26 protein-coding genes are annotated in these 20,709 nt (G+C 61.5%); 10 read left to right on the top strand and 16 right to left on the bottom strand.

Annotation, left to right across the window (positions count from 1 at the left end; all coding sequences use genetic code 11):
• Nucleotides 1-70 precede the first annotated feature (70 nt).
• Nucleotides 71-595 carry a sigma-70 family RNA polymerase sigma factor gene (locus tag QN222_RS07810; RefSeq protein ID WP_336621019.1) on the top strand — a complete coding sequence of 175 codons (525 nt, stop codon included), beginning with the start codon at nucleotides 71-73 and terminating at the stop codon, nucleotides 593-595.
• 22 nt (nucleotides 596-617) lie between these two features.
• Here the strand turns inward: QN222_RS07810 and QN222_RS07805 are convergent, their stop codons facing one another.
• The 7 genes from QN222_RS07805 to QN222_RS07775 form a co-directional block, all read right to left on the bottom strand.
• Nucleotides 618-776 carry a hypothetical protein gene (locus tag QN222_RS07805; protein WP_283962184.1) on the bottom strand — a complete coding sequence of 53 codons (159 nt, stop codon included), beginning with the start codon at nucleotides 774-776 and terminating at the stop codon, nucleotides 618-620.
• Between the two features lie 188 nt (nucleotides 777-964).
• Nucleotides 965-1,153 (bottom strand): DUF3008 family protein, encoded by a 189-nt coding sequence (locus QN222_RS07800; protein ID WP_283962185.1) that lies wholly within the window; start codon nucleotides 1,151-1,153, stop codon nucleotides 965-967.
• 99 nt (nucleotides 1,154-1,252) lie between these two features.
• The gene (locus QN222_RS07795) at nucleotides 1,253-1,912 is read right to left on the bottom strand and encodes a DUF6766 family protein (RefSeq protein WP_283962186.1); all 660 of its coding nucleotides are present in this window, start codon (nucleotides 1,910-1,912) and stop codon (nucleotides 1,253-1,255) included.
• A gap of 64 nt (nucleotides 1,913-1,976) precedes the next feature.
• Complete coding sequence (locus QN222_RS07790) at nucleotides 1,977-2,471, bottom strand: hypothetical protein (RefSeq protein WP_283962187.1); 495 nt, start codon at nucleotides 2,469-2,471, stop codon at nucleotides 1,977-1,979.
• Nucleotides 2,472-2,581: 110 nt separating this feature from the next.
• A complete protein-coding gene (locus QN222_RS07785) occupies nucleotides 2,582-3,022 on the bottom strand; it encodes a CBS domain-containing protein (RefSeq protein WP_283962188.1) in 441 nt (146 codons plus the stop codon).
• A 68-nt stretch (nucleotides 3,023-3,090) separates the two neighbouring features.
• A complete protein-coding gene (locus tag QN222_RS07780; RefSeq protein WP_283962189.1) occupies nucleotides 3,091-3,363 on the bottom strand; it encodes a DUF2934 domain-containing protein in 273 nt (90 codons plus the stop codon).
• Nucleotides 3,364-3,421: 58 nt separating this feature from the next.
• Nucleotides 3,422-3,607: a hypothetical protein gene (locus QN222_RS07775; protein WP_283962190.1), complete on the bottom strand. Its 186-nt coding sequence runs from the start codon at nucleotides 3,605-3,607 to the stop codon at nucleotides 3,422-3,424.
• A gap of 288 nt (nucleotides 3,608-3,895) precedes the next feature.
• Between QN222_RS07775 and QN222_RS07770 the strand changes: the two genes are divergently transcribed.
• A complete protein-coding gene (locus QN222_RS07770; RefSeq protein ID WP_283962191.1) occupies nucleotides 3,896-4,567 on the top strand; it encodes a BON domain-containing protein in 672 nt (223 codons plus the stop codon).
• Nucleotides 4,568-4,607: 40 nt separating this feature from the next.
• On the opposite strand, the gene QN222_RS07765 is transcribed toward QN222_RS07770, so the two are convergent.
• Both QN222_RS07765 and glgX read right to left on the bottom strand, forming a co-directional pair.
• Complete coding sequence (locus QN222_RS07765; protein WP_283962192.1) at nucleotides 4,608-5,657, bottom strand: DNA topoisomerase IB; 1,050 nt, start codon at nucleotides 5,655-5,657, stop codon at nucleotides 4,608-4,610.
• Nucleotides 5,650-7,755 (bottom strand): glycogen debranching protein GlgX, encoded by a 2,106-nt coding sequence (gene glgX, locus QN222_RS07760; protein ID WP_283962193.1) that lies wholly within the window; start codon nucleotides 7,753-7,755, stop codon nucleotides 5,650-5,652. The genes QN222_RS07765 and glgX overlap by 8 nt, the downstream gene beginning before the upstream one ends.
• Nucleotides 7,756-7,910: 155 nt before the next feature.
• On the opposite strand from glgX, the gene treZ reads away from it, so the two are divergent.
• Nucleotides 7,911-9,719, top strand: a complete 1,809-nt coding sequence (gene treZ, locus QN222_RS07755; protein ID WP_283962207.1) for a malto-oligosyltrehalose trehalohydrolase — start codon at nucleotides 7,911-7,913, stop codon at nucleotides 9,717-9,719.
• Nucleotides 9,720-9,827: 108 nt separating this feature from the next.
• Nucleotides 9,828-10,499, top strand: a complete 672-nt coding sequence (locus QN222_RS07750) for a UdgX family uracil-DNA binding protein (RefSeq protein ID WP_283962194.1) — start codon at nucleotides 9,828-9,830, stop codon at nucleotides 10,497-10,499.
• On the opposite strand, the gene QN222_RS07745 is transcribed toward QN222_RS07750, so the two are convergent.
• Complete coding sequence (locus tag QN222_RS07745) at nucleotides 10,494-11,228, bottom strand: glutathione S-transferase (RefSeq protein WP_283962195.1); 735 nt, start codon at nucleotides 11,226-11,228, stop codon at nucleotides 10,494-10,496. The two genes, QN222_RS07750 and QN222_RS07745, sit on opposite strands and share 6 nt — an antisense overlap.
• 11 nt (nucleotides 11,229-11,239) lie before the next feature.
• Nucleotides 11,240-11,533: a DUF3175 domain-containing protein gene (locus QN222_RS07740; protein ID WP_283962196.1), complete on the bottom strand. Its 294-nt coding sequence runs from the start codon at nucleotides 11,531-11,533 to the stop codon at nucleotides 11,240-11,242.
• A 65-nt stretch (nucleotides 11,534-11,598) separates the two neighbouring features.
• Between QN222_RS07740 and QN222_RS07735 the strand changes: the two genes are divergently transcribed.
• Nucleotides 11,599-12,105 carry a cupin domain-containing protein gene (locus QN222_RS07735; RefSeq protein ID WP_283962197.1) on the top strand — a complete coding sequence of 169 codons (507 nt, stop codon included), beginning with the start codon at nucleotides 11,599-11,601 and terminating at the stop codon, nucleotides 12,103-12,105.
• A gap of 6 nt (nucleotides 12,106-12,111) precedes the next feature.
• On the opposite strand, the gene QN222_RS07730 is transcribed toward QN222_RS07735, so the two are convergent.
• Together QN222_RS07730 and QN222_RS07725 are read right to left on the bottom strand one after the other, a co-directional pair.
• A complete protein-coding gene (locus tag QN222_RS07730) occupies nucleotides 12,112-12,549 on the bottom strand; it encodes a DNA-binding protein (protein ID WP_283962198.1) in 438 nt (145 codons plus the stop codon).
• A 22-nt stretch (nucleotides 12,550-12,571) separates the two neighbouring features.
• Nucleotides 12,572-12,787, bottom strand: coding sequence for a hypothetical protein (locus tag QN222_RS07725; RefSeq protein ID WP_283962199.1), 216 nt, complete (start codon nucleotides 12,785-12,787; stop codon nucleotides 12,572-12,574).
• A gap of 144 nt (nucleotides 12,788-12,931) precedes the next feature.
• On the opposite strand from QN222_RS07725, the gene QN222_RS07720 reads away from it, so the two are divergent.
• On the top strand, nucleotides 12,932-13,264 hold the full coding sequence (locus QN222_RS07720) for a hypothetical protein (RefSeq protein WP_283962200.1): 333 nt from the start codon (nucleotides 12,932-12,934) through the stop codon (nucleotides 13,262-13,264).
• A 373-nt stretch (nucleotides 13,265-13,637) separates the two neighbouring features.
• Here QN222_RS07720 and QN222_RS07715 read toward each other — a convergent pair whose 3' ends face one another.
• Both QN222_RS07715 and QN222_RS07710 read right to left on the bottom strand, forming a co-directional pair.
• Nucleotides 13,638-13,901: a hypothetical protein gene (locus QN222_RS07715; RefSeq protein WP_283962201.1), complete on the bottom strand. Its 264-nt coding sequence runs from the start codon at nucleotides 13,899-13,901 to the stop codon at nucleotides 13,638-13,640.
• Between the two features lie 118 nt (nucleotides 13,902-14,019).
• On the bottom strand, nucleotides 14,020-14,481 hold the full coding sequence (locus QN222_RS07710; protein ID WP_283962202.1) for a YbhB/YbcL family Raf kinase inhibitor-like protein: 462 nt from the start codon (nucleotides 14,479-14,481) through the stop codon (nucleotides 14,020-14,022).
• Between the two features lie 482 nt (nucleotides 14,482-14,963).
• On the opposite strand from QN222_RS07710, the gene glgA reads away from it, so the two are divergent.
• Entirely contained in the window at nucleotides 14,964-16,418 is a 1,455-nt protein-coding gene (gene glgA, locus QN222_RS07705; RefSeq protein ID WP_283962203.1) for a glycogen synthase GlgA, read from the top strand.
• 322 nt (nucleotides 16,419-16,740) lie between these two features.
• Nucleotides 16,741-17,652 carry a DMT family transporter gene (locus tag QN222_RS07700; protein WP_284005352.1) on the top strand — a complete coding sequence of 304 codons (912 nt, stop codon included), beginning with the start codon at nucleotides 16,741-16,743 and terminating at the stop codon, nucleotides 17,650-17,652.
• Nucleotides 17,653-17,806: 154 nt separating this feature from the next.
• On the opposite strand, the gene QN222_RS07695 is transcribed toward QN222_RS07700, so the two are convergent.
• Nucleotides 17,807-18,646 (bottom strand): fumarylacetoacetate hydrolase family protein, encoded by an 840-nt coding sequence (locus tag QN222_RS07695; protein WP_283965832.1) that lies wholly within the window; start codon nucleotides 18,644-18,646, stop codon nucleotides 17,807-17,809.
• Nucleotides 18,647-18,915: 269 nt separating this feature from the next.
• Here QN222_RS07695 and QN222_RS07690 point away from each other — a divergent pair, with 269 nt between their 5' ends.
• Both QN222_RS07690 and QN222_RS07685 read left to right on the top strand, forming a co-directional pair.
• Nucleotides 18,916-19,695: an ABC transporter substrate-binding protein gene (locus QN222_RS07690; RefSeq protein ID WP_283965833.1), complete on the top strand. Its 780-nt coding sequence runs from the start codon at nucleotides 18,916-18,918 to the stop codon at nucleotides 19,693-19,695.
• A gap of 249 nt (nucleotides 19,696-19,944) precedes the next feature.
• Nucleotides 19,945-20,694 (top strand): SDR family oxidoreductase, encoded by a 750-nt coding sequence (locus QN222_RS07685; RefSeq protein ID WP_283965834.1) that lies wholly within the window; start codon nucleotides 19,945-19,947, stop codon nucleotides 20,692-20,694.
• Nucleotides 20,695-20,709 lie beyond the last annotated feature (15 nt).

Genomic DNA, 20,709 nt, shown 5'->3' with positions numbered 1-20,709 from the left:
GAACCAAAAGGCCAGCCAGGCATTGTTCGACATTATCTATCTTCTGTTCGTGCAAAGGGCGGTATTCGATATGCCTGCCACCGGCGTTCATGCGCTCCACAAATCGCATCATCACATAGAGGAGCAGGTCGTCGACCTGATGCCTGCCCTGCGGGCGTTTGCCCGGACATTTACATCAGTCCCCTTCGAGGCGGACGACCTCCTGCAGGAAACCCTGTTTCGGGCGCTGAGAAGCATCGATCAATTTGAACCGGGTACCAGCCTCAAGTCCTGGCTGTTCACGATCATGCGAAATACCTTCCGGACACAATACAAGATCCGGACACGCGAGAGCCCTGGACACACGAATTGCGCCGAGCTGCCGATTCCGATGGCGCCTCCACAGGAATGGTCGGTTCTGAATGGCGAACTGCGCGATGCCTTGGCGTTACTGACCCCTGAGCACCGGGAAGTGCTTGTCCTCGTTGCCGGCTTTGGGATGAGCTATAAGGAGGCGGCCGACATATGCGATTGCGCGATCGGCACGATCAAGAGCAGGCTCAGCCGGGCCCGCGAAGAATTGATAATCCAGATGCATGGAAATCCACTGAACTAGCCGCGGCGCGATGAACATCCCCTCAGCGGTTGCGTGCGTTCAACGCTGCTTGCAGTTGCCGAGCCAATTCCAGCAGCCGCTCCGGCACGGCTTCCTTCTGTATCTTGCCCATGAGGGAGGCGATCCGCTCGTCGATGACCTTGTCTGCGTCCGCACCCGCACGTGGCTTGGTTTCGTTCATCCGCTTATCCTTCGTCATGGCGAGGATCTCACGATAACGTATTGTGCCGGGTTGTTCATGTAGTCGCCAGAGCGGGATGAGGAAAAGTGTAAGGTGCAAGCGGTCGCCCCTCATGTCGAGGGAAACTACCAAACGCCCGGGATTAGAACCGCAACAGCCTCGACCGGCCAGCCCGCGCCGCAAGACATCTACGACTTGGAAGCGTGCTCCTTCTTGCCCTTGCGTTTTGTGGAAGCCATTTCCTCAAGTTCCTTTTCGGTCATGGATTCTTCCATGCCTTTCGAAGCGCCCTTGAGTTCGCTCTTCTTCTTTTCTCCTCGTTTGGCGGCAAGTGCCGCACCTGCAGCCATTTGCTGTGCCTTCGATTTGGCGGGCATCTCTCTTCTCCTTCCGTTGGGCGACCCCACAGCACCGTGCGACTTCGACAGTCCCGGAACCAGCAATGGCCGATTATGTTCCACGAGGAAGGGTCGGGGCTATTTCCCGGTTTGCCACGTAGGAGCCGCAACGGCCTTCGATTCCGGTGATCCGCGAAAACGCAGAAAGATGGAGAAGACCACCAGAACCAAAGTGGATAGAAATTCCGACTGCCAATTCTGGAAGCATTCGAACCAGAATTCAGGATTCGTGAGGTGAGCCCAGGCATTCGAGGCGGCTTCGCCATGCGCGGCCGCATCGAGGTTTGCCGCAGCGACGCTTGCATGCAGGTGCAGAACGAAAGACAGGACGAACAGAGCGCAGAGGGCTATGCCGAGTGAGTAGGAATAGAGTGTTCGCAACAGGCCGCCACGCCGCACCGGCCACGGGGCTGCCGGGTCACTCGCGCGGCAAGCCGGATCCTCATCGCCTTGCGATGCGGCATCAGGATCCCTCGATTCCGCCGAGCCGCGTTGATAGAGATATGCCGTGAGGCAGACATAAGCGGACATCTGCAGAAACTCGCTCTCCCAATTCTCGAAGAGAGCCGAGAGAAAATGACCCGATGCAAGGTAGGAGACGAAGTTTAAGACGGTGCCCTCGTGCAAGGTCGCATCATGGTTATACGCATGAACGCCGGTGACCGCCATGCCGACAATTGTTGCCGAGGTCATGGCGAACAGCGTGATCGTCAATCCGTTGTCCCGCAGGAACGACATTGGTCCACTCCGCTCAGCTGATCGGCCCGTTGCCGCTCTCCAATTACTCTTGCGGTGGCGCTGGTCAGCCGGCAATGAGCCAGAAAACGGACGCGAATATCAGGATGAAGAGCGCGACCGCCCCGAAGAAGCGGATCATCCCGGCATTGGTATTGTTGCCAAGAGCGCGGTTCCACGTTTCTCCGCCGGTGCCGTCGTCACCCTGTGCCGCGTCGCTCTCTGCCATCGTCTGGCCACCACCGGCTTCCGATGCGGGTACATATTTCACCGCCGTGCGAATGCTCTCGCCATAGTCGCGAGGTCGCGGCTGCGGCGGATCTGCTCGCGCTGTCTCTTCGCCAGTTGCAGGCACCCATCCGGCCGCGTCTCCCGCATCGGCGACATGTGCGCGCCGCGGGGCCTTGTCTTCCGCCTCGGGTAGGTGAAGTTCCGCCTCCTTCCAGGCCTCTTGCGGTTTTCCTGTTGTCGACGATTGGCCCGCTTGACTTGCCTCAGGCGAGCCTGGTTGCGCGCGACGCGGATCTGCGCCGTTACCGCTGCTGTGTTGCTTCGCTGGCATCTCCGGACTCCTTCGTAGCGGGAAAAGCGCAAGGCAGGGCTTTTGTTCCGCCTTGCGCACCGGCTGCGGCCCGAAGCTCCGAGCAATGGCCGGGCGGGTTCGCTTCAGCTCTAGCCGCTTCTTCCGACCTGGTTGTGGGTTCCGCCGGGAACCGTCACGCCTTTAAGGCCGGTGCCGGCAGCCGCCGGCTGCTCGCGGGCGGCGTCGGCGAGCGATACGATGCCGACCAACCGTTTGTCGCGGTTGACTACGGGCAGGCGCCGGACCTGGACGTCGCCCATATTGCGCGCGACGTCATCCACTTCATCGTCTTCGAAGCAGTATTTGACATCGGTCGTCATGATGTCTCCTACCCTTGACTGAAGATCGAGGCCGTCTGCAACGCCCCGAATAACGATATCCCTGTCCGTTATCATGCCGACCAGACGGTCGTTATCCCCCACCGGCAGGAAGCCGATGTCGTTTTCCGCCATTTGCCTTGCAACCTCGGTGATGGTCTCGTCCGGGCTGACAAGATGAACGTCCTTGGTCATGATTTCCGATACGTGCATGATCTTGCTCCTTGTTTTGACTTCGAAATTGGTGCCGACGGGCATGCCGCCGGCGGCCTCGCAAGCGGCTACCGATCTGTCGAGCCAGCGTCTCGATATTTGCCCTGGGAGGGCGGCGTCGCAGGCGTTGAAGTTGCGTGCGTTGTCCCTTCCGTTTCGAGATCCTGCTTTTCGCCCGTTTCGAGATCCTGCTTTTCGCCGCCCCTCGACCGGTTTTCCTCTTTTTGCATCTCCCGCGATGCCTGCTCCCAGTGGCGGCGATCCTGGCCTTCCGGCCGACCTTCCCGCTCCCAGATCGCATAGGCTCTGCGCCGGATAAGCTCTTCCCTGTCGTTGTCCATGTCCCTTCTTCCTCACCGATGAACTCTGTCGATGGCAGAATTCAAACGGCGCGACCGCTCAATTGTTCCACTGGTCGCAGCGCGGTCGGAAGTGTCTGGGGGGCTCCGGATTTTCGTCCGGATTGGGGACCGGCACTTCATCGGGAAGGCGGTCGGGATCCGGCTCCTCGATCGGCGGCTCGGGGTTCCAGGGCGGTGGCTGCGGTGACGGCGGCTTTGGTTCTGGTTGGCGCGGATTCGGCATTTTTCTCTCCATTCCTGCTCGGGCTCGCTGCTGGGGCTCGTGGTCCGCTTGGACGCGGGGCGCCTAGCCCCGGCCTCGGGTTTCACTGAACAATTCCAGTCGCCCGTGAATGTTCCACATATGTCCCGCGTGTCCCGCTCCCGGGGGCCGCGGTGCGCCACCGTCGCCCGTCGAAGGTGGAAGGCTCGCTGCGCGATGAGGATCAGCACCACGGTGAAACTGGAACCGATCCGCCCTTGAGCAGTTGGAATCGCATTGGCACAAGGAACGGACTCCAAGGAGGAGCCGATGGCGAGAAAGAAGGATTACGGCCGATCCCGCGAAAGGGAGCGGGACCGATACGGCGAACCCTATGAGTACGAGCGGGAAAGGCGACGTGCCCGCGAACGCTTTGGCGAAGCCCCGCACGGCGCGGACTACGAAAATTCGATGTATTTTCCGGATGCCGAACCCCGCCGCTCGGAACGCCATCGCGGCATGGAAGACGAATATGATCGGTGGAATCGCGAACGGGCCATGGGCGACTACTATGGCTCCGGCTATGGCTATAGCGGGCAGCGCCCCTATCGTAGCCATGGAGGACCGTCGAGCGAGAGGCATGAGCGCGGCTTCGTCGATCGCGCCAGAGACGAAGTCGCTTCCTGGTCCGGCGACGATGAGGCGGAGCGGCGGCGCGAGATGGATCAGTATCGCGGCAAGGGGCCCAAGGGCTACACCCGTCCCGACAGCCGCATCCTTGAAGACGTGAGCGACCGGCTCACCGACGATGGCGCTCTCGACGCCTCTAACATCGAGGTCTCGGTCTTGAAAGGCGAAGTGCAACTCAGCGGTTTCGTCGATTCCAAGTGGGCGAAACGCAGGGCCGAAGATTGTGCCGACGACGTCTCGGGCGTCACCCATGTGCAAAACAATCTTCGGGTCCAGCCGCCGACCGGCCCGGCAGTTCAGGCGCACGGGTAGCACTGATCGTGAACTTTAGACGCTTGAGATCGGCCGTGGTTCAGTCTCGACAGGGTTTCCGAGGTGTCGATCGCTCCGCACGAGTGAGAAAGTTCAGCATGCGCGCCTCCTCGGCGCGCAATTCGTTGTTCGCACGTCCGCACGCCTCGAGTTTCTTGACTGAAAGCTCACTGTCACCGGCAAGCGCGATGATCTGCGGGTGGATATAGCTCTCGCGCGCGGTCGCGGGCGTGTTGTGCAGGACGGATGCGGCGGCCTCGCTCATCTGCTTGACCGTCGGCCGTTCCCCCCTCTCGACAGCGGCGCGCGCGACTGTAAATGCCGCCACGCTTCCCGCCCAGGTTCGGAAGGTTTTCGCGGAAATCGCTGCACCCGAGATCTCTGCGAGATAGCGATTGAGGCGCCCCGAATCGATCGGCCGCAACGTGTCGGTCTCATCCTTCCAGACAAAAAGCTGCCGGCCGGGCAGGTCTGCAATCTCTTCGAGCAGTCGCTGCAATCTCGGATGGCGGAGACTGCGCCTCACCCGCTTGCCGCCCTTGCCGGTGAAGCTCAGCCGGACGCAGCCATCCGAAAGCTTGAGGTGGCGCTTGAGCAAGGTTGTCGCACCATAGGTCGCATTAGCCTCGACATAGGCCGGGCTGCCAACACGCAGGTGCGCTGCATCGAGGAGCGCTACCAGCGCCGCCAGAACGGTGCGGATGTCGTCCGGCGCACCCTGCATGTGGCGCCGCATCGTGCGGCGGATCCTCGGCAGCACGGTCCCGAACGTCAGAAGCTGCCCAAACTTGTCGCCGCTTCGCAGCGCCTGCCATTTCTCGTGATAGCGATATTGCTTTCGGCCGCGCGCGTCGTAGCCCGTCGCCTGGAGGTGACCGCTCTCATCCAGACAGATCCAGACATTCTCGTAGGCGGGCGGCAGGCCCAGGGACGATATGCGCGCCTTCGCTGCGGGGTCGCAAAGCACCGAACCGTCAGGCAGACGATAAACGAAGCCTCGACCTTTGCGCAGGCGCCTGATTCCAGGTTCGGTGTCGCTCACGTAAACGAGCCCGTTTTCCTCGAGCGCGGGCTCACCATTTCTAGCCATGGTCCGCCGGAATGAAAACGGTGACGCTTTGTCCGGCAACAAGCTCATGGTCCTGCGCCGCGCGAACAGGGTCGGGGTCGTCGCTTGTCCCATCGAAACTGGCTGTATCGAGCACGCGCTGCCATCGCTCCGTTCCATTGACGCGCGGAAGCGAGATCTCGCGATCAGTGCCGGCGTTCAAAACGAGGAACATGCCGTTCGCTGGCGCCGACTCCGCGACGCCGTTGCGGCTGATGTAGACGCCGACGATACGGAGCGCTCCATCATGCCACGCTCCCTCGTCCATCGGACGGCCGTCGGCTGCGTACCAGGCAATCTCGAAGTGACCGCCCTCGCCCGGTTCGCCGTTGAGAAACCGCTCCTGGCGGAGCGATGGATTTTCCTTGCGGAACTCCACCATCTTTCGACAGAAGGCCAGGAAGGCTTCGTCTCCGGAAGCCCAGTCGAGCCAACCGATTTCGTTGTCCTCGCAATAGACGTTGTTGTTGCCGCCCTGGCTGTTTCCGAACTCGTCGCCGCCAAGGATCATCGGCACCCCCTGACTGACCATCAGGGTGGCGAACATTGCGCGGCGACGGCGCGCGCGTGCGTTCTTGATTCCCTCGTCATCGGTGGCACCTTCGACACCCATGTTGTCCGAATGATTTTCGGGATGTCCGTCGCGATTGTCCTCGCCGTTCGCCTCGTTGTGCCTGTCGTTGTAGGAAACCGTGTCCATCAGCGTGAAGCCGTCATGCGCGCTGACAAGATTGATCGACGCGGTCGCGCCGCGGTCGGAATGGTTGAATTGTACCGGCGAGCCCGCGACACGCTCGGCAAGCACCGGCACAATACCGTCATCCCCCTTCCAGAACCGCCGGACGTCGTCCCGGAAGCGGTCGTTCCATTCGCGGAACGGGTGCGGAAAGCCGCCGAGCTGGTACCCGCCCGCGCCGATATCCCAGGGCTCCGCGACGAGCTTGACGCCGGCAAGGATCGGGTCCTGCCTGATCGCATCGAAGAAGCCGCCCTCCCTATCGAATTCCATGTCCTCGCGGCCGAGCGCGCTCGCGAGATCGAAACGGAAACCGTCGATATGCATCACCTGCACCCAATAGCGCAGGCTGTCGAGCACCATGCGCAGCACCATCGGATGGGCGACGTTGAGCGTGTTGCCGGTGCCGGTCATGTCGAAGGTATGACGCGGATTTTCCGGGGATGGCCGGTAGTAGCTGAGGTTGTCGAGACCGCGAAAACTCAAGGTCGGACCGTGCTCGGAGCCCTCGGCCGTATGGTTGAAGACGACATCCATCAGGACTTCGATGCCGGCGGCATGAAACCGCTTCACCATCGTCTTGAACTCGGTGATCCGGCCGCTCTTCATGTAGCGCGCCTGGGGGGCGAAGTAGCCGAGCGTCTGGTATCCCCAGTAGTTCCTCAGGCCGCGTTCAAGCAGATGCCGGTCGTCGAGGAAATACTGCACCGGCAGGAGTTCGATGGCCGTTACGCCGAGTTTCGTCAGATGTTCGATGATCGGATCGCTTGCCATGCCGAGGAATGTGCCGCGCAGGTCTTCCGGCACCGCCGGGTGCGTCATGGTCATGCCACGAACATGGGTCTCGTAAATGATCGTGTCTGTCCAGGGGCGGCGGATCGCCTGCTCGCCGTCCCAGTCGAAAGCCGGGTCCTGGATGACGCCCTTGACCATGAAGGGCGCGCTGTCGCGCTCATCGAAGGAAAGATCGTTGCCCGTGCCGTCGATCGTATAGCCGAACAGCGCATCGTCCCAGGCAAATGTGCCGGCGACCTGCTTGGCATAGGGGTCGAGCAGCAATTTGTTCGGATTGAACCGGTGCCCGTTGTTCGGGTCGTAGGGGCCATGGGCGCGGTAGCCGTAGAGCATCCCCGGCTCGATGCCTTCGATATAGCCCGACCAGACATCCCCCTCGCGCTTCGGCAGCGGCAGGCGCGCCGTTTCCCCGCTGCCATCCTGTGAGAACAGGCAAAGTTCGATCTTCTCCGCATGAGCCGAAAAAACCGCGAAGTGCGTACCCTCGCCGGTATATTCGGCGCCGAGTTCGGGTTTCAGAAAACTGAGTTCGGAGAAAGAAACGTTCATCGCCGTTATCATTCCCTCCCACACCCGTTCGAAAGCGATGGTGCAACGCGGAAGAAAAGAAATTGTTCCTAGCGGGCGCTTTGGGACGCTGGGAGGAAACCGGGGAACTTTCGCCGATGCCGACCAGTTTCCTTTCAATCCAGGGACCAGAGCCGATGCAGCGACAGCAATCGCCCGGACTTTTCAGGAAGACATGGGGCGCCGGTTTGATTTCGGCGGACGCCGCGTACTTCAGATTGTGGGCACCCGACGAACAAGCGGTCCGCCTCATCCACAACGGCGCCGCTCATGACATGCAGGCGCTCGACGACGGATGGTTCGAGCATTCGCTGAAAGCGCGTGCCGGGGACCGATACTGCTTTCAGCTCTCCGACGGGTCGCTCGTTGCCGACCCGGCATCCTCGGCCCAGCAAGATGGCCCCTCCGGTCCTTCGATCCTCGTCGATCAGTCGGCATATCGTTGGAAGAACACCTCATGGCGCGGCCGGCCGTGGGAAGAGGCAATCATCTCAGAACTGCACATCGGCACCTTCACGCCGGAGGGCACCTTCCGCGCGGCAAGCGAGCGTCTTGCCCATCTCGCGGATACCGGTGTGACCGCGATCGAGATCATGCCCATCGCCCAGGCCCCAGGCGCGCGCGGCTGGGGCTACGACGGCGTGCTGCATTTTGCGCCTCACTATGCCTATGGAACACCGGACGACCTCAAGGCCCTCGTCGATCGGGCCCATTCACTTGGGCTCATGGCGCTGCTCGATGTCGTCTACAATCACTTCGGCCCGGAAGAAAATGCCTTGCCGCGCTATGCGGCCGACTTCTTCAACAAGGATCGCGCGACTCCGTGGGGAGACTCGATTGCCTTCGAGCAGGACCCCGTCCGACGTTATTTCATCGAGAATGCGCTCTATTGGCTGGGCGATTTCCGCTTCGACGGCCTGCGCATCGACGCGACCGAACAGATCAGAGATAGCCGCAAGCCGCACATCCTCGTCGAGATGGCGCGCGAGATCCACGAGACATTTCCCGAGCGCCACGTCCATCTCGTCGTCGAAGACGCACACAGGCGCAGAAGCCTTGTCGGGCGAGGACCGGGAGGGACCGCAGAGCTTTTCACCGCCGCGTGGAATGATGATCTCCACAACGCGCTGCATGTCGTGGCGACGGGAGAGACAAAAGGCCACTATCAGCCCTTTGCCGCGGAGCCCTGGCGGAAAATTCGCGAGGCCATGGCCGAAGGTTTCGCTTTGCCTGCCAAGGGGACGGAGATTTCGTCGCACTGGACCGGCGAGCGGGTGCCGCCGCAGGCCCGTGTCAATTTTCTGCAAAACCATGATCAGATCGGAAACCGTGCCTTCGGCGAACGCCTCGTCTCTCTCGTCGGAGCGGACATGATGCGGGTGCTGACGGCGACGCTGATGCTCGTTCCGCAAGTTCCGCTGCTCTTCATGGGCGAGGAATATGGCGAGACCCAGCCGTTTTGCTTCTTCGCCGACTACGAGGGCGAGATCGCCACGGCCGTTCGCTCCGGACGCAAGGGGGAGGCCGAGAATTTCGGCGGCATGCCGCGCGGTAGGACCGCCGCCGATTTGCCCGATCCGCTCGACCTGCGGACGTTCGCCGCATCGAAACTGCGATGGGGTCGTGCAGCAAGTCCTGCAGGCAGGCGGCATCTCGCTTTCATCCGCGAGCTTGCCGATATCCGCCAGCGGCATATCGTGCCCCTGCTCAAGCGACCCGGCGTCCCCGGCCACCGCATACTTCCAACCGACGACGGGCTCGTCGCGGTCGACTGGTTGTTTGGGAGCGCCGTTTTGGCTTTGCGGATCAATCTCACCGAAGAAGCAAGGCCCGTTCCCCCTTGCAGCGGCGAGCCGATCTTCACGACCACGGCGCCCGGTGACTGCTCTCTCATAGCGGGTGAACTGCCGGGACCGGGCATCGTCGCCGCCGTCACCACAGCCTAATCCGTCGCCCGAGGCGCAACGGAACATGATTTCGATCCTGGGGTTAGAATGTCGACCCAGCCATGGCGACAGGCGTGCATGGAAACGAGGAACAAGGCGAGACGACAGATGTCGCGAGTAGCAGCAAAAACCGGCCCGGCCCTTTCCGGCGAGCATGCCAAGGCGCGCTCCATTGCGGCCTTGCGGAAGCAGGCGGAAGGATGCGAACGCTGCGACCTCTACAAGAACGCAACCCAGTTGGTCTTCGGCGAAGGCCCTCTTGACGCCCGCATCGTTCTGGTCGGCGAACAGCCCGGCGATCGAGAGGACCTGGCCGGGCATCCGTTCGTCGGCCCGGCCGGCCGGATCCTCGACGAGTGCCTGCACGAGGCCGGTGTCGATCGCTCGAGCTGCTATCTCACCAACGCAGTCAAGCACTTCAAGTTCGAGCAGCGCGGCAAGCGGCGTTTGCATTCACGGCCCAATGCGGGCGAGATCCAGCGTTGCTCCTGGTGGTTGGGTGCGGAGCTCGAACAACTTCGACCGGACCTCGTCGTTGCGCTCGGCGCCACGGCGTTGGTCACGCTGCTCGGTCGGAGCGTCGGGGTTACAAGGAATCGCGGCGACTTGATCGATACTCCGGCCGGCTATCCGGTCCTGGTAACGATCCATCCGTCCTATCTTCTCAGGATCCGGGACGGGGAGGATGCAGCTACCCAGCGTGCGCGCTTCGTCGAGGATCTGGCGAAGGTCGCTGCCCATGAAGCTGATCACGGTGCACGCAGGCAGCGTCGTCTATGAGGGCTGGTCGAGCTCCGGATAGTGCCGGAAAATCCCCGCCTCATTGAAGGAGAGCCTTCGATCGGAGGCGAGATAGCTGCGGATATTCGGCCGCTCGGCGACCACGTCGTGCAGGGTGATCAAACCCGGAATGTTGGCTTCGTAGCTGCGCATCGCCTTCGGAAAGGCGTAGCGAAGCCCTTCGACGAGTTGGAAGAGCGACAGATCGACATAGCTCAACCGGCCGCCGACGATATGTCCCTCTCCCTTCGGATTCTGGCGCAAGACCCGCTCGAAATAGCCGAGGAACTTCGGCAGGCGCTCCGACAGGAAATCGGACGATCGCCGCAACGCTTCCGGCTTCTGGTCCTCATAGTAGAGCGATACGCCGATCGGGTGATGCGTGTCGTGGATCTCGGCGACGAAATCGGTGATCGTCAGTTGCAGCCCGTTGGCGACGAAACGGAGGTCGACTTCCTCAGGTGCTAGGCCGAGCTTGGGACCGAGATAGAACAGGATATTGGCGACGTGGGAAATGAGGAGGTCGCCGTCTTTCAGAAATGGCGGCGCAAACGGGATCGTCGCTCCCTCGCCGTCCATCAACAGCTTCAGCATCGCCGTCGTGCCCCCCTCCTGCCCATCGGGCTCGCGGGCGACATCCACATAATCGGCTCCGGCCTCCTCGAGCGCGAGGCGAACGAACTCGCCGCGCCCAGGGATCCCGTCCCAGTAGAAAAGCTTATAAGACATTGAACGATCCCTCACTTGGGCTGGCGCCCGAAATCCTTCCGCAACTCGACCTTCGCCTCTTCGAGGACGTGCCTCTGCTTCCGGCTCAAGCCCGCACCCGCCCTGTTGATATAGAACGTCAGCATCGACATGGCAGAGCGAAACGGACTCGACTTGCGCCGATCGCTCGCCTCGGCCGACCGCTTCAGGGAATGCGCAATCTTCGCCGGGTCGTCCGACTTGAAGACGCCCTCTTCGAGATCGAGCGCGTCACTGTTCTCGGTCACATCCTGCGACCATTTCGTCTTCTTGCTCTTCTTGCTCATAGCCGTTTCTCCTTGGTGACCTATCTCCAACGGGAGGGGACGGAAATCGTTCCGGGAGAGAGCCAATGCACGTCGATGATCTGATGTTTGCCGAACGTGAGGGCATACCGAACAATCCGCACCTGCCTGTCCTCGTCTATCACGACGCTGTCGACGTCAGCGGGGACGGCGCCACGCGCATCGAAGACAGGTTTCATGCCAATGGCTGGAGAGGCGTGTGGCGGGACGGCGTTTTCGACTTCCAGCACTATCATACGCGCGCGCACGAGGTCCTGGCCGTTGCCAGAGGCAAAGCGCGCCTGTTGATCGGGGGACCGACGGGCAAGGAACTGGAGATCATGGCGGGAGATGTCCTCGTGCTCCCCGCCGGCACCGGTCACTGTCGGATCGCCGCAAGCGCCGATTTCCTGGTCATCGGCGGCTATCCTCCCGGACAACACGCGGATATTCAACGCGGCCCGGCCAGCAATTCGGATCGCCAGGCGATCGCTTCGGTGCCGCTGCCCCAACTCGATCCGGTCTTCGGCAGCGATGGTCCGGTGATGACACTCTGGCAGCGCGCGACGCGCTGAACGGCCTCAGATATCGATCAAGGCAACTCCGAGATCGGGATGGTGCTTCCGCCGGAGATGCGCGGGCGTTTCGGACAATGTCACTTCGAGGGTCGGTTTGACGATCCCTTCAAGAAAATGCCCGCCGCGCGTCGTCCCGTCACTAAGCCCAAGGACCGCGTGGGCATGCAGGCTGCGTTTGCCGTCCTCGCCGAGCGCAATGTCGCCGATGAGGCTCAGCACTTCGCATTGCTCGTCGATCGGGATGCGGCGATAGTCTCGTTTTTCGAGATCGTACCAACCTACGACTGCTTTCTCGAACGCACCGATCGCCATCAGCGAAGCCGCGGTGATCTTCTGTGCTGCGGCGAACTCCGAAATGGCGGTGAAGGCTTCCTCCCCGGGGTCGAGGACGAGGAGGAATATCTCCTCAGATGCCTCTCTTGAAAGAAGTCTCCACCTCATCGGCTGATCCACATCCGGGCGTTCAGCGCAGCCAGACCGGCAGGTCCGAAGCTTGGGCGCATTCGCGGGCACGGTCTTTCAAGCCGAGCGTTTCCCACGCGAATTTCTGCGCGGCGATTTGGGCCATTTCCTTGGTCGGATAGCAGTCCGGCAGCAAATAATCCCGGCCGCCGCATGAAAGCAACGCCCGGTGGCTCAAGAGATCGAAATGAAGCTGCAGGTTTTCTTCCGGTTGCATCGAACCCTCCCTCGCTCAGCTTCAGCAAAAACGGCCGTTGCGGGCAGAAGTTCCAGTCACCTGGCGAAAAGTCCGCGGTCTCGAAAATCCCTGCGGAACATACGCCGTGGTCAGGAGTTTTGTGCCCTACGGGAGATCAAGCCAATGACCAAACGCGGAAATCAAGGATCGCGTGCGATCCATGCCCGCCCGCTCGACCATCCCGGCGTCGACGAACCGATCGATGCCTTGGGCGCGGGCTCTCGTAACAATCCCGACCGAAGCGTCCGGCGCCAGCTCGACGAGTTGCGCGGGCGCATTGCCGAGCTCGAAACCGAAATCGACGCGATCGCGACAGAGGCCCACACGGCAGTCGGAACCGTTCCGGGCGCCGACAGGCTGGAGACGGCGAAGGACGTGGTTGCGGAGAAACGGGACGAAATCCAGCGTCTGAGATCGCGTCTGCAAGAGATCGAACGGTTGCTGGCTGTCGAGTAGGCAACCGGTTGCATGCCGGTACGGTGCACGGATCGCCGACACGATCCGGCGAGGACTTACTGTGCGTGCCTAAAACACCGTCATCCAGACGCCACGCCAAAAAAGCGACTCTCGATCTCGGAGGTTTTCCTCATCGCCGCGCACGCACCGCTTCCTGCGCATTTCTTCGGGCTTATCCCCTCGATCTGCGGCGGGCTCTGGACGTCGCCCAATGTTGAGCTTGTCAGTCTCGAGCTTGTCAGCATCCTTCGCCTTGCTGATAGGCATCGGCAATTCCTTCCTTCTGAAGGGAGAAACTGTCTGGCGCTGCGACGGTTCCATGGTGGCATGCGTCCGCTGGCCCGGGTTTCAGCTGGCGGCAGAAGCTACGCCTTCAATGGCGGTGGATGAATTTGCAGAAGCGACTGGTCTGGCCGTCTTCGGTCAGGTCCTGGTGGAGAAAGGCCAGGTTGTTCTTTTCGAAAATCTCGAAGAACTCATCCCATGAGATTTTCTCCAGCGTGTCTTCGGGTGTGCCGAAATCGATGCGCAGGAGGCCGCCGTCGGTTGCGCCCTTGACGCGTGCCGGCCAGCCGTCACGGGATTCGGCCCAGTTGCGGATGGTATCGTGATCGATCGTGGTGCTTGAAGCGCTCATTGGAAGCTCTCCCGCTGTGGCTTGTTTGCACCCCTAATCCATCGCGCCGGTGATTGTTCCGAAGGCAGCCTGCGCTGCTGCCGGGCGCAGACGCCGCGTTTGCGGTCCTGCGCGCGTCTTATTGCCCGAAGGTGCCGACGATCGCGGCTTCCTCGACCAGGTGCTTGCGCACCCTCTTCCAGGCTTCCTCGGCCCCCACGTCTTCCGGAATTGAAAGACTGGCGGTATCAAGCGCGGCAAGGCGGAACCAATAGTGATGGACACCAGTGCCGGCCGGCGGCTGCGGTCCGTCGTAGCGGGCATTGCCGAAGTCGTTTCTGATGAACTTGATGCTGTGTTCCGGTCCGGTATCGACGGCTTGCGGCAGCTCCGTCCAACTGCCGGGAATGTTGATGATCGCGCAATGACGAAACATGCCCCGCGGCGCGTCTGGATCCTCGACGATGAGGGCGAAGCTCTGCGTTCCCTCGGGCGTGCCTGTCCACTTCAGCGGCGGGAAGAGATTCTCGCCGAGCCGCGTATATTTCTGAGGGATGAGTTGCCCATCGACGAATGCGGGGCTGATCAAGCTGAAGGTCATCCACGTGTTCCTTTCTTGCTTCGCAGCGAAAGGCTATGGCGCCGCTCCACCTCGGACACTGTCGAAAAAAGGGAGCCTCGTCGAGACGAGGCTCATAAGACGAACCAGCATAGGAGAGACCGCCGAGGAGCCTCTAAAGTTTGGGTCAGAGAACGCGCTCCATGCGATCCACACATCAAACATTATTCGCGAAAGAATGTTCCACGGCCGCGAACAAATTTCCCGCCACCCGAGCCGTGCCTGAGATATGAGCACGCTGCTGCCGCCCGATCACGTACGGCCAAGGGTCCCCGCCGACCCCTCCCGACGATGTGCAGGGGGACCCGAATCCGTCCATCGGGTTGCCTTGTTTTAGCCTGGGCATTTGCCTTGCGAAATTCTCAACACGCAGCGGAACTTTGATGGCTTGATTGTGTTGAAAGGAGCAGACTTGCGGCTGCGCTTCACCTCCCCGGCAATGACATGATCTCCGGAAAAACGCGATGAACATTCTGTCCGTCACGGCTGAGATTTTCCCACTGATAAAGACCGGCGGTCTGGCCGATGTCGCCGGCTCGTTGCCAAAGGCGCTGACGGCCCACGGCATCCATACGCGCTCCCTGGTTCCCGGCTACCCGGGCGTCATGCGGGCACTCACGGGGGTGTCACCGGTCACACAATATGATCGGCTGTTCGGCGAACGCGCCACACTTCTCGCAGGACAGACCGACGGTCTGGATCTCCTGGTGCTCGACGCGCCCGGCTTCTTTGACCGACAGGGCGGTCCCTACAGCGACAATCACGGCAAGGACTACCCGGACAACTGGAAGCGTTTCGCAGCCTTTTCTTTCGTCGCCGCGCAGATCGCCGAGCACGGCGTGGGGGACTGGCGGCCAGATATCATTCATGCCCACGACTGGCATCCGGCGCTGAGCCTGGTCTACCTCAAGTTCTCGTCCAACGCCGGGATTCCCCGTGTCTTGACCGTTCACAACCTCGCCTTCCAGGGTCAGTTTCCCGCCGTTCGCTTCACCGAACTGGGACTGCCGGACGGAGCCTATTCGCTCGAGGGCCTCGAATATTACGGCGACCTCGGCTATCTGAAGGGTGGACTGCAGGCGGCGGACGCTATCACCGTGGTCAGCCCCACCTACGCGCGCGAGATCATGTCGCCAACCTTCGGCATGGGCCTCGAGGGCGTGATGAATGCGCGCCATGATGATGTTACCGGCATCGTCAACGGCATCGACACGGAGGTATGGAACCCTTCGTCGGACCCGAATATCGAACATCACTTCTCGACACGCGCGCCGTTGCGCCGTTTGCCCAACAGGCAGAAGCTCCTCGATCGCTTCGGCCTGTCGAACACATCGGGACCGGTTTTCGCAGCGGTCAACAGGCTGACCTGGCAGAAAGGCATGGATCTCCTGGCAGATGTGGTCGACGAGATCGTCAAAGGCGGTGGCAAGCTGATCGTGCATGGACAGGGCGACGCTGCGATCGAGGATGCCTTCACCGAGGCCGCGCGGCGCTTCCCGCACAGCGTCAGCGTCGAGATCGGCTACGATGAGCCACTCGCCCATCAGATCCACGCCGGAGCAGACGCGATGCTCGTTCCTTCGCGCTTCGAACCGTGCGGTCTGACGCAACTCTACGCCTTGCGCTATGGCTGCGTGCCCATCGTCGCCCGCACAGGCGGATTGTCGGAGACGATCATCGACGCCAACGACGCCGCGCTACATGCGCAGGTGGCGACCGGCATACAGTTTTCTCCCGTCGACACGAACGAATTGCGGCTCGCCCTACGCCGAGCCTTCAGGCTTTTCAGGCGCCGACGCGTCTGGGAAAGTTTGCGCAGGCAGGGGATGAGGACGGATTGCTCCTGGCACCGCAGCGCCGCCCAATATGCGGAGCTCTACGGCAAGGTGCTGACCCCCGACATGCGCTTAGTCGGATAAGGCAATTCCAGGCAAACGGCGCAACAGTTTCCCTCCCGGAATTGCTTCCTTCCAAAGAGTTAGGTCATTTTATTGTTTCAATGAGACAATGAAACGATCGAATCGGCCGCCGTGATCCGCGGCTCCCATTCGCAACGCTGATGAGTTGATCAGAAACGGAGCATGGATCGCGCCGCAGGAATATGCCAATGGCTGGGTCCCTACCGCATGTTTCCTTAGATCGTAGTCGATTTAAGGACAAAAACATGCAGCAATTCAAAGTGCTACGGCATCCTTTGCGCGTCTGATAAGACGGGCGGCGCTGTAGACAAAGGCCCGAGCCATGACCGCAGACACTGCTACTCCCCCCCTTTCTCACGCTTCCGGCACCGCCCGCACCGGCGTTCTGCTCATGCTTCTCGGCATGCTGATGTTCTCGCTGAACGACGTCATGGGCAAATGGCTGGTCGCGACCTATTCGGTCGGCCAGGTGGTGCTGATCCGCAGCCTGGCTGCCGCCCTCCTGCTGGCACCCTTCCTCTGGGCCGGCGGTTTGCGGAAGCTTGTCGCGGTCGAACGGCCATGGCTTCAGCTTGCTCGCGTCGTCGCCTCGACGGCGGAGGTCGTCGCCTTCTATTTCGCCGTGGTCTATCTGCCGCTCGCCGACGTCATGACCTACTGGCTGGCAGCACCGATCTACGTCGCGGCCGTCTCGCCGCTGGTCCTCAAGGAACATGTCGGCTGGCGGCGCTGGACCGCGATCGCCATCGGCTTCGTCGGCGTCGTCATCGCGCTCGAGCCATCCTCTGAAGCCTTCACCTTGCCGGCGCTGATCTCGCTCCTCGGCAGTATGTTCTTCGCCTTCATGATGATTTCCGGACGCTCTCTGCGTGGTACGCCGGATACGATACTGGCCTTTTGGCAGATCGTCGGGGCGGCAGTCGCCGGCCTCGTCTGGGCGCCCCTGGACTGGACACCGCTGAAACCGCTCGACACGGCGCTACTGGGCCTGCTTGGCGTCGTCGCCATGCTCGCGCACGTCTTCGTCAACAGGGCGTTGAAGCTCGCCGAAACCGCGACGATCGCGCCGTTGCAATATACGCTGCTCTTCTGGGCGATCGTCTTCGGCTGGCTGATCTTCGGCGACGCGCCGCGCCTGTCGATGATCCTCGGCGCCGGCCTCATCGTCGCCTCCGGCCTCTTCATCTTCTTCCGCGAGCAGCAACTCAAGCGGCAGGGGCGGCTGAAGGGCTAAGCCCGGCCGGAGCGCCCCCACCAAACTCTTGGAGGCGCTCCTCCTGCATGTCTCCTTAAATCGACCTCGATTTAAGGACAAAGACATGCAGCAATTCAAAGTGCTACAGCGACCTTTGCGCGCCTGATAAGACGCGCGGCGCTGTAGGTCTGGTTCAGTCGTCCGCAACAACCTTCTGCTTCTGCGCGCCGAGACCTTCGATGCCGAGCTCGATCACGTCGCCGGCCTTCAGATATTGCGGCGGCTTGAACCCCATGCCGACGCCGGGAGGGGTACCGGTCGAGATGACATCCCCCGGATGCAGGGTCATGAACTGCGAGAGGTAGCTCACGAGATAGGAGACGCCGTAGACCATGGTTTCGCTCGAACCGTCCTGCTTCGTCTCGCCGTTGACGGTCAGCCACATCTTCAGATTTTGCGGATTGCCGATCTCGTCGCGGGTCACCAGCCATGGACCGATGGGGCCGAAGGAGTCGCAGGATTTTCCCTTGGTCCACTGGCCGGAGCGCCTCGCCTGGAAATCGCGCTCCGACACGTCGTTGACGACGCAATAGCCGGCGACGTGATCGAGCGCTTCCGCTTCGGACACATATTTCGCGGCCTTGCCGATAACCACACCGAGCTCGACTTCCCAGTCGGTGGCCACCGAACCGCGCGGAATGATCACATTGTCGTTCGCGCCGACGATCGCCGAGGTCGCCTTCATGAACACGACCGGCTCCGGCGGAACCTCCAGACCAGACTCTGCGGCATGATCGGCATAGTTGAGGCCGATGCAGATGAACTTGCCGGTGCCGGCAACGCAGGCGCCAAGCCGCGGCGCGCCCTCGACGACCGGCAGGCTTTCGATGTCGAGCCCGCTCGCCCAGCCAAAGTCCACGATCGTCGCGCCGCCGATGTCGGCGATGACACCGGAGAGATCGCGAATCCTGCCCGCACCGTCGAGCACGCCCGGCTTCTCGGCCCCTTCCGGTCCATAACGCAACAGCTTCATTCTGCACCTCCCAAATCATAGGAAAAAATCACTGCGACTGACAAATCAAACAGTGTCGCCGATGTAAAGCCGTTTCCGCCGCCTCGGTACGAAAACCGGATGACCGCCGGCAGGGTGGTCAGCCCCTGTTCCTGTTCCCAAGGCGAGCGGTTATCAGATAAATTGGAATAATATTGATTATCGGCTCTATCTATTTCGCTTATACCGCATATGACTCTAGAGTTCGGCCGAAGCCCCGGCAAAGGGGCAAATTCCAAGGGGAACGGACAATGAAAAACAGGATTATGACATTGGCGCTCATCTGCGCCGGACTGCTCTCATCGACCGCGCAGGCAGCCGACAAACTGAAGATCGGCACCGAAGGCGCCTATCCGCCCTTCAATTTCGTCGATTCCACCGGAAAGGTCGGCGGCTTCGACGTCGAAATCGGCCTTGCGCTTTGCGAACGCATGAAGGTCGAATGCGAGGTCGTCGCCCAGGATTGGGACGGAATCATTCCGGGCCTGCTCGCCAAGAAATACGACATGATCATCGCTTCGATGTTCATCACCGAGGAACGCAAGAAGCAGGTGGCGTTCAGCAACCCCTACTATCTTGCTGCAATGACACATGTGGCCCCGAAGGGCGCGGGGCTCACCGAGTTCACCAACGAGGCGCTCAAGGGCAAGGTGATCGGCGCCCAGTCCGGCACGACCCAGGCCGACTATATTGCCGCCGTCTATCCGGATGCGGAGATCAAGCTCTACCCGACCCAGGACGAAGCCAATCTCGACATGGTCAACGGCCGCCTCGACCTGCAGGTCGGCGATATGCTGCCGATGCTCGATTGGGTCACCAAGAACGACGACGGCAAGGGCTGCTGCGAGCTTATCGGCGAGCCGATCACCGACAAGAAGTTCGTCGGCGACGGCGTCGGTATTGCGGTGCGGCAGGAGGACAACGATCTGCGCGAAAAGGTGAACAAGGCGCTCGACGAAATCCGCGCCGACGGCACCTATCAGAAGATCAACGACAAGTACTTCACCATCGACGTCTATACGATGAAGTAATCAGCCGGCAGGCTGCCACAGTTAGTAAGCCGGTCGCTGCAGCCGCGGGGCCGGCTTTTCCATTTGCAGCAGGCCGGAGCGGCTGGAACCACGATCGCTGACGCCTGCCGCTTGCGGTAAATCTTTGCGAACGATCTACAGCGCCGCGCGTCCAATCGGACGCGTGGCGCTGTAGCACTTTGAATTGCTACATGTTTTTATCCCGGCTACGATTTAAGGAAACATGCAGTAGCGACGGACGAGGAAGCCATGTTTGATCTCAACGGCAAGACCGCACTGGTGACCGGCGGCGGGCGTGGGCTCGGCCTTGAAATGGCGAAGGCCCTTGCGCGAGCCGGCGCCTGGACCGTGATCAACGGCCGCAATCTCGACACGCTGGAGGAGACGAGAGCCCGGCTTGCCGATGACGGCATCGCCGTCGCGGTGGCGCCGGGCGACGTTACACGCGATGTCGAAGCCATTCTGGTGGATGCCACGGCCAAGACCGGGGCGCTCGACATATTGATACACGCCGTCGGCGAGCGGGATCGCCGCAATACCGAAGCGATGGAACCGTACGAGTTCGCAGCACTCCTGAATACCGATCTCACGGCAGCTTACGCCATGGCGAAGGCGGCATTGCCCTATCTTAAGCAGTCCGGCGCCGGCCGGCTGATCTTCGTCACCTCGATCGCAGCCTTCGCGGCACGCCCCGGCGATCCCGCCTACACGGCGGCCAAAGGCGGGCTTTCGGCGCTGACGCGGTCGCTCGCCGTCGAACTCGGCGCCGACAACCTGACCGTCAACGCCATTGCGCCGGGCTGGTTCGCGACCGAGACCAATGCACACCTCGCAGCCGATCCGGCACTCAAGGCATTCGTAGACGTGCGCATCCCGCTGAAGCGCTGGGGGCGACCGGAAGAGATCGCCCCGGCCGCCGTCTTCCTCGCCTCGCCAGCGGCAAGCTTCGTCAACGGCATCACCCTCACCGTCGATGGCGGCATGACCGTGCAGATGTGAGGGCGCGTGGAACGC

Source organism: Sinorhizobium sp. 6-70 (assembly GCF_030124375.1).
In the GTDB taxonomy this organism is placed as follows: Bacteria; Pseudomonadota; Alphaproteobacteria; order Rhizobiales; family Rhizobiaceae; genus Sinorhizobium.
The sequence above is the reverse complement of the archived record's forward strand: the minus strand, read 5'-3'. Positions and strand labels throughout refer to the sequence as shown.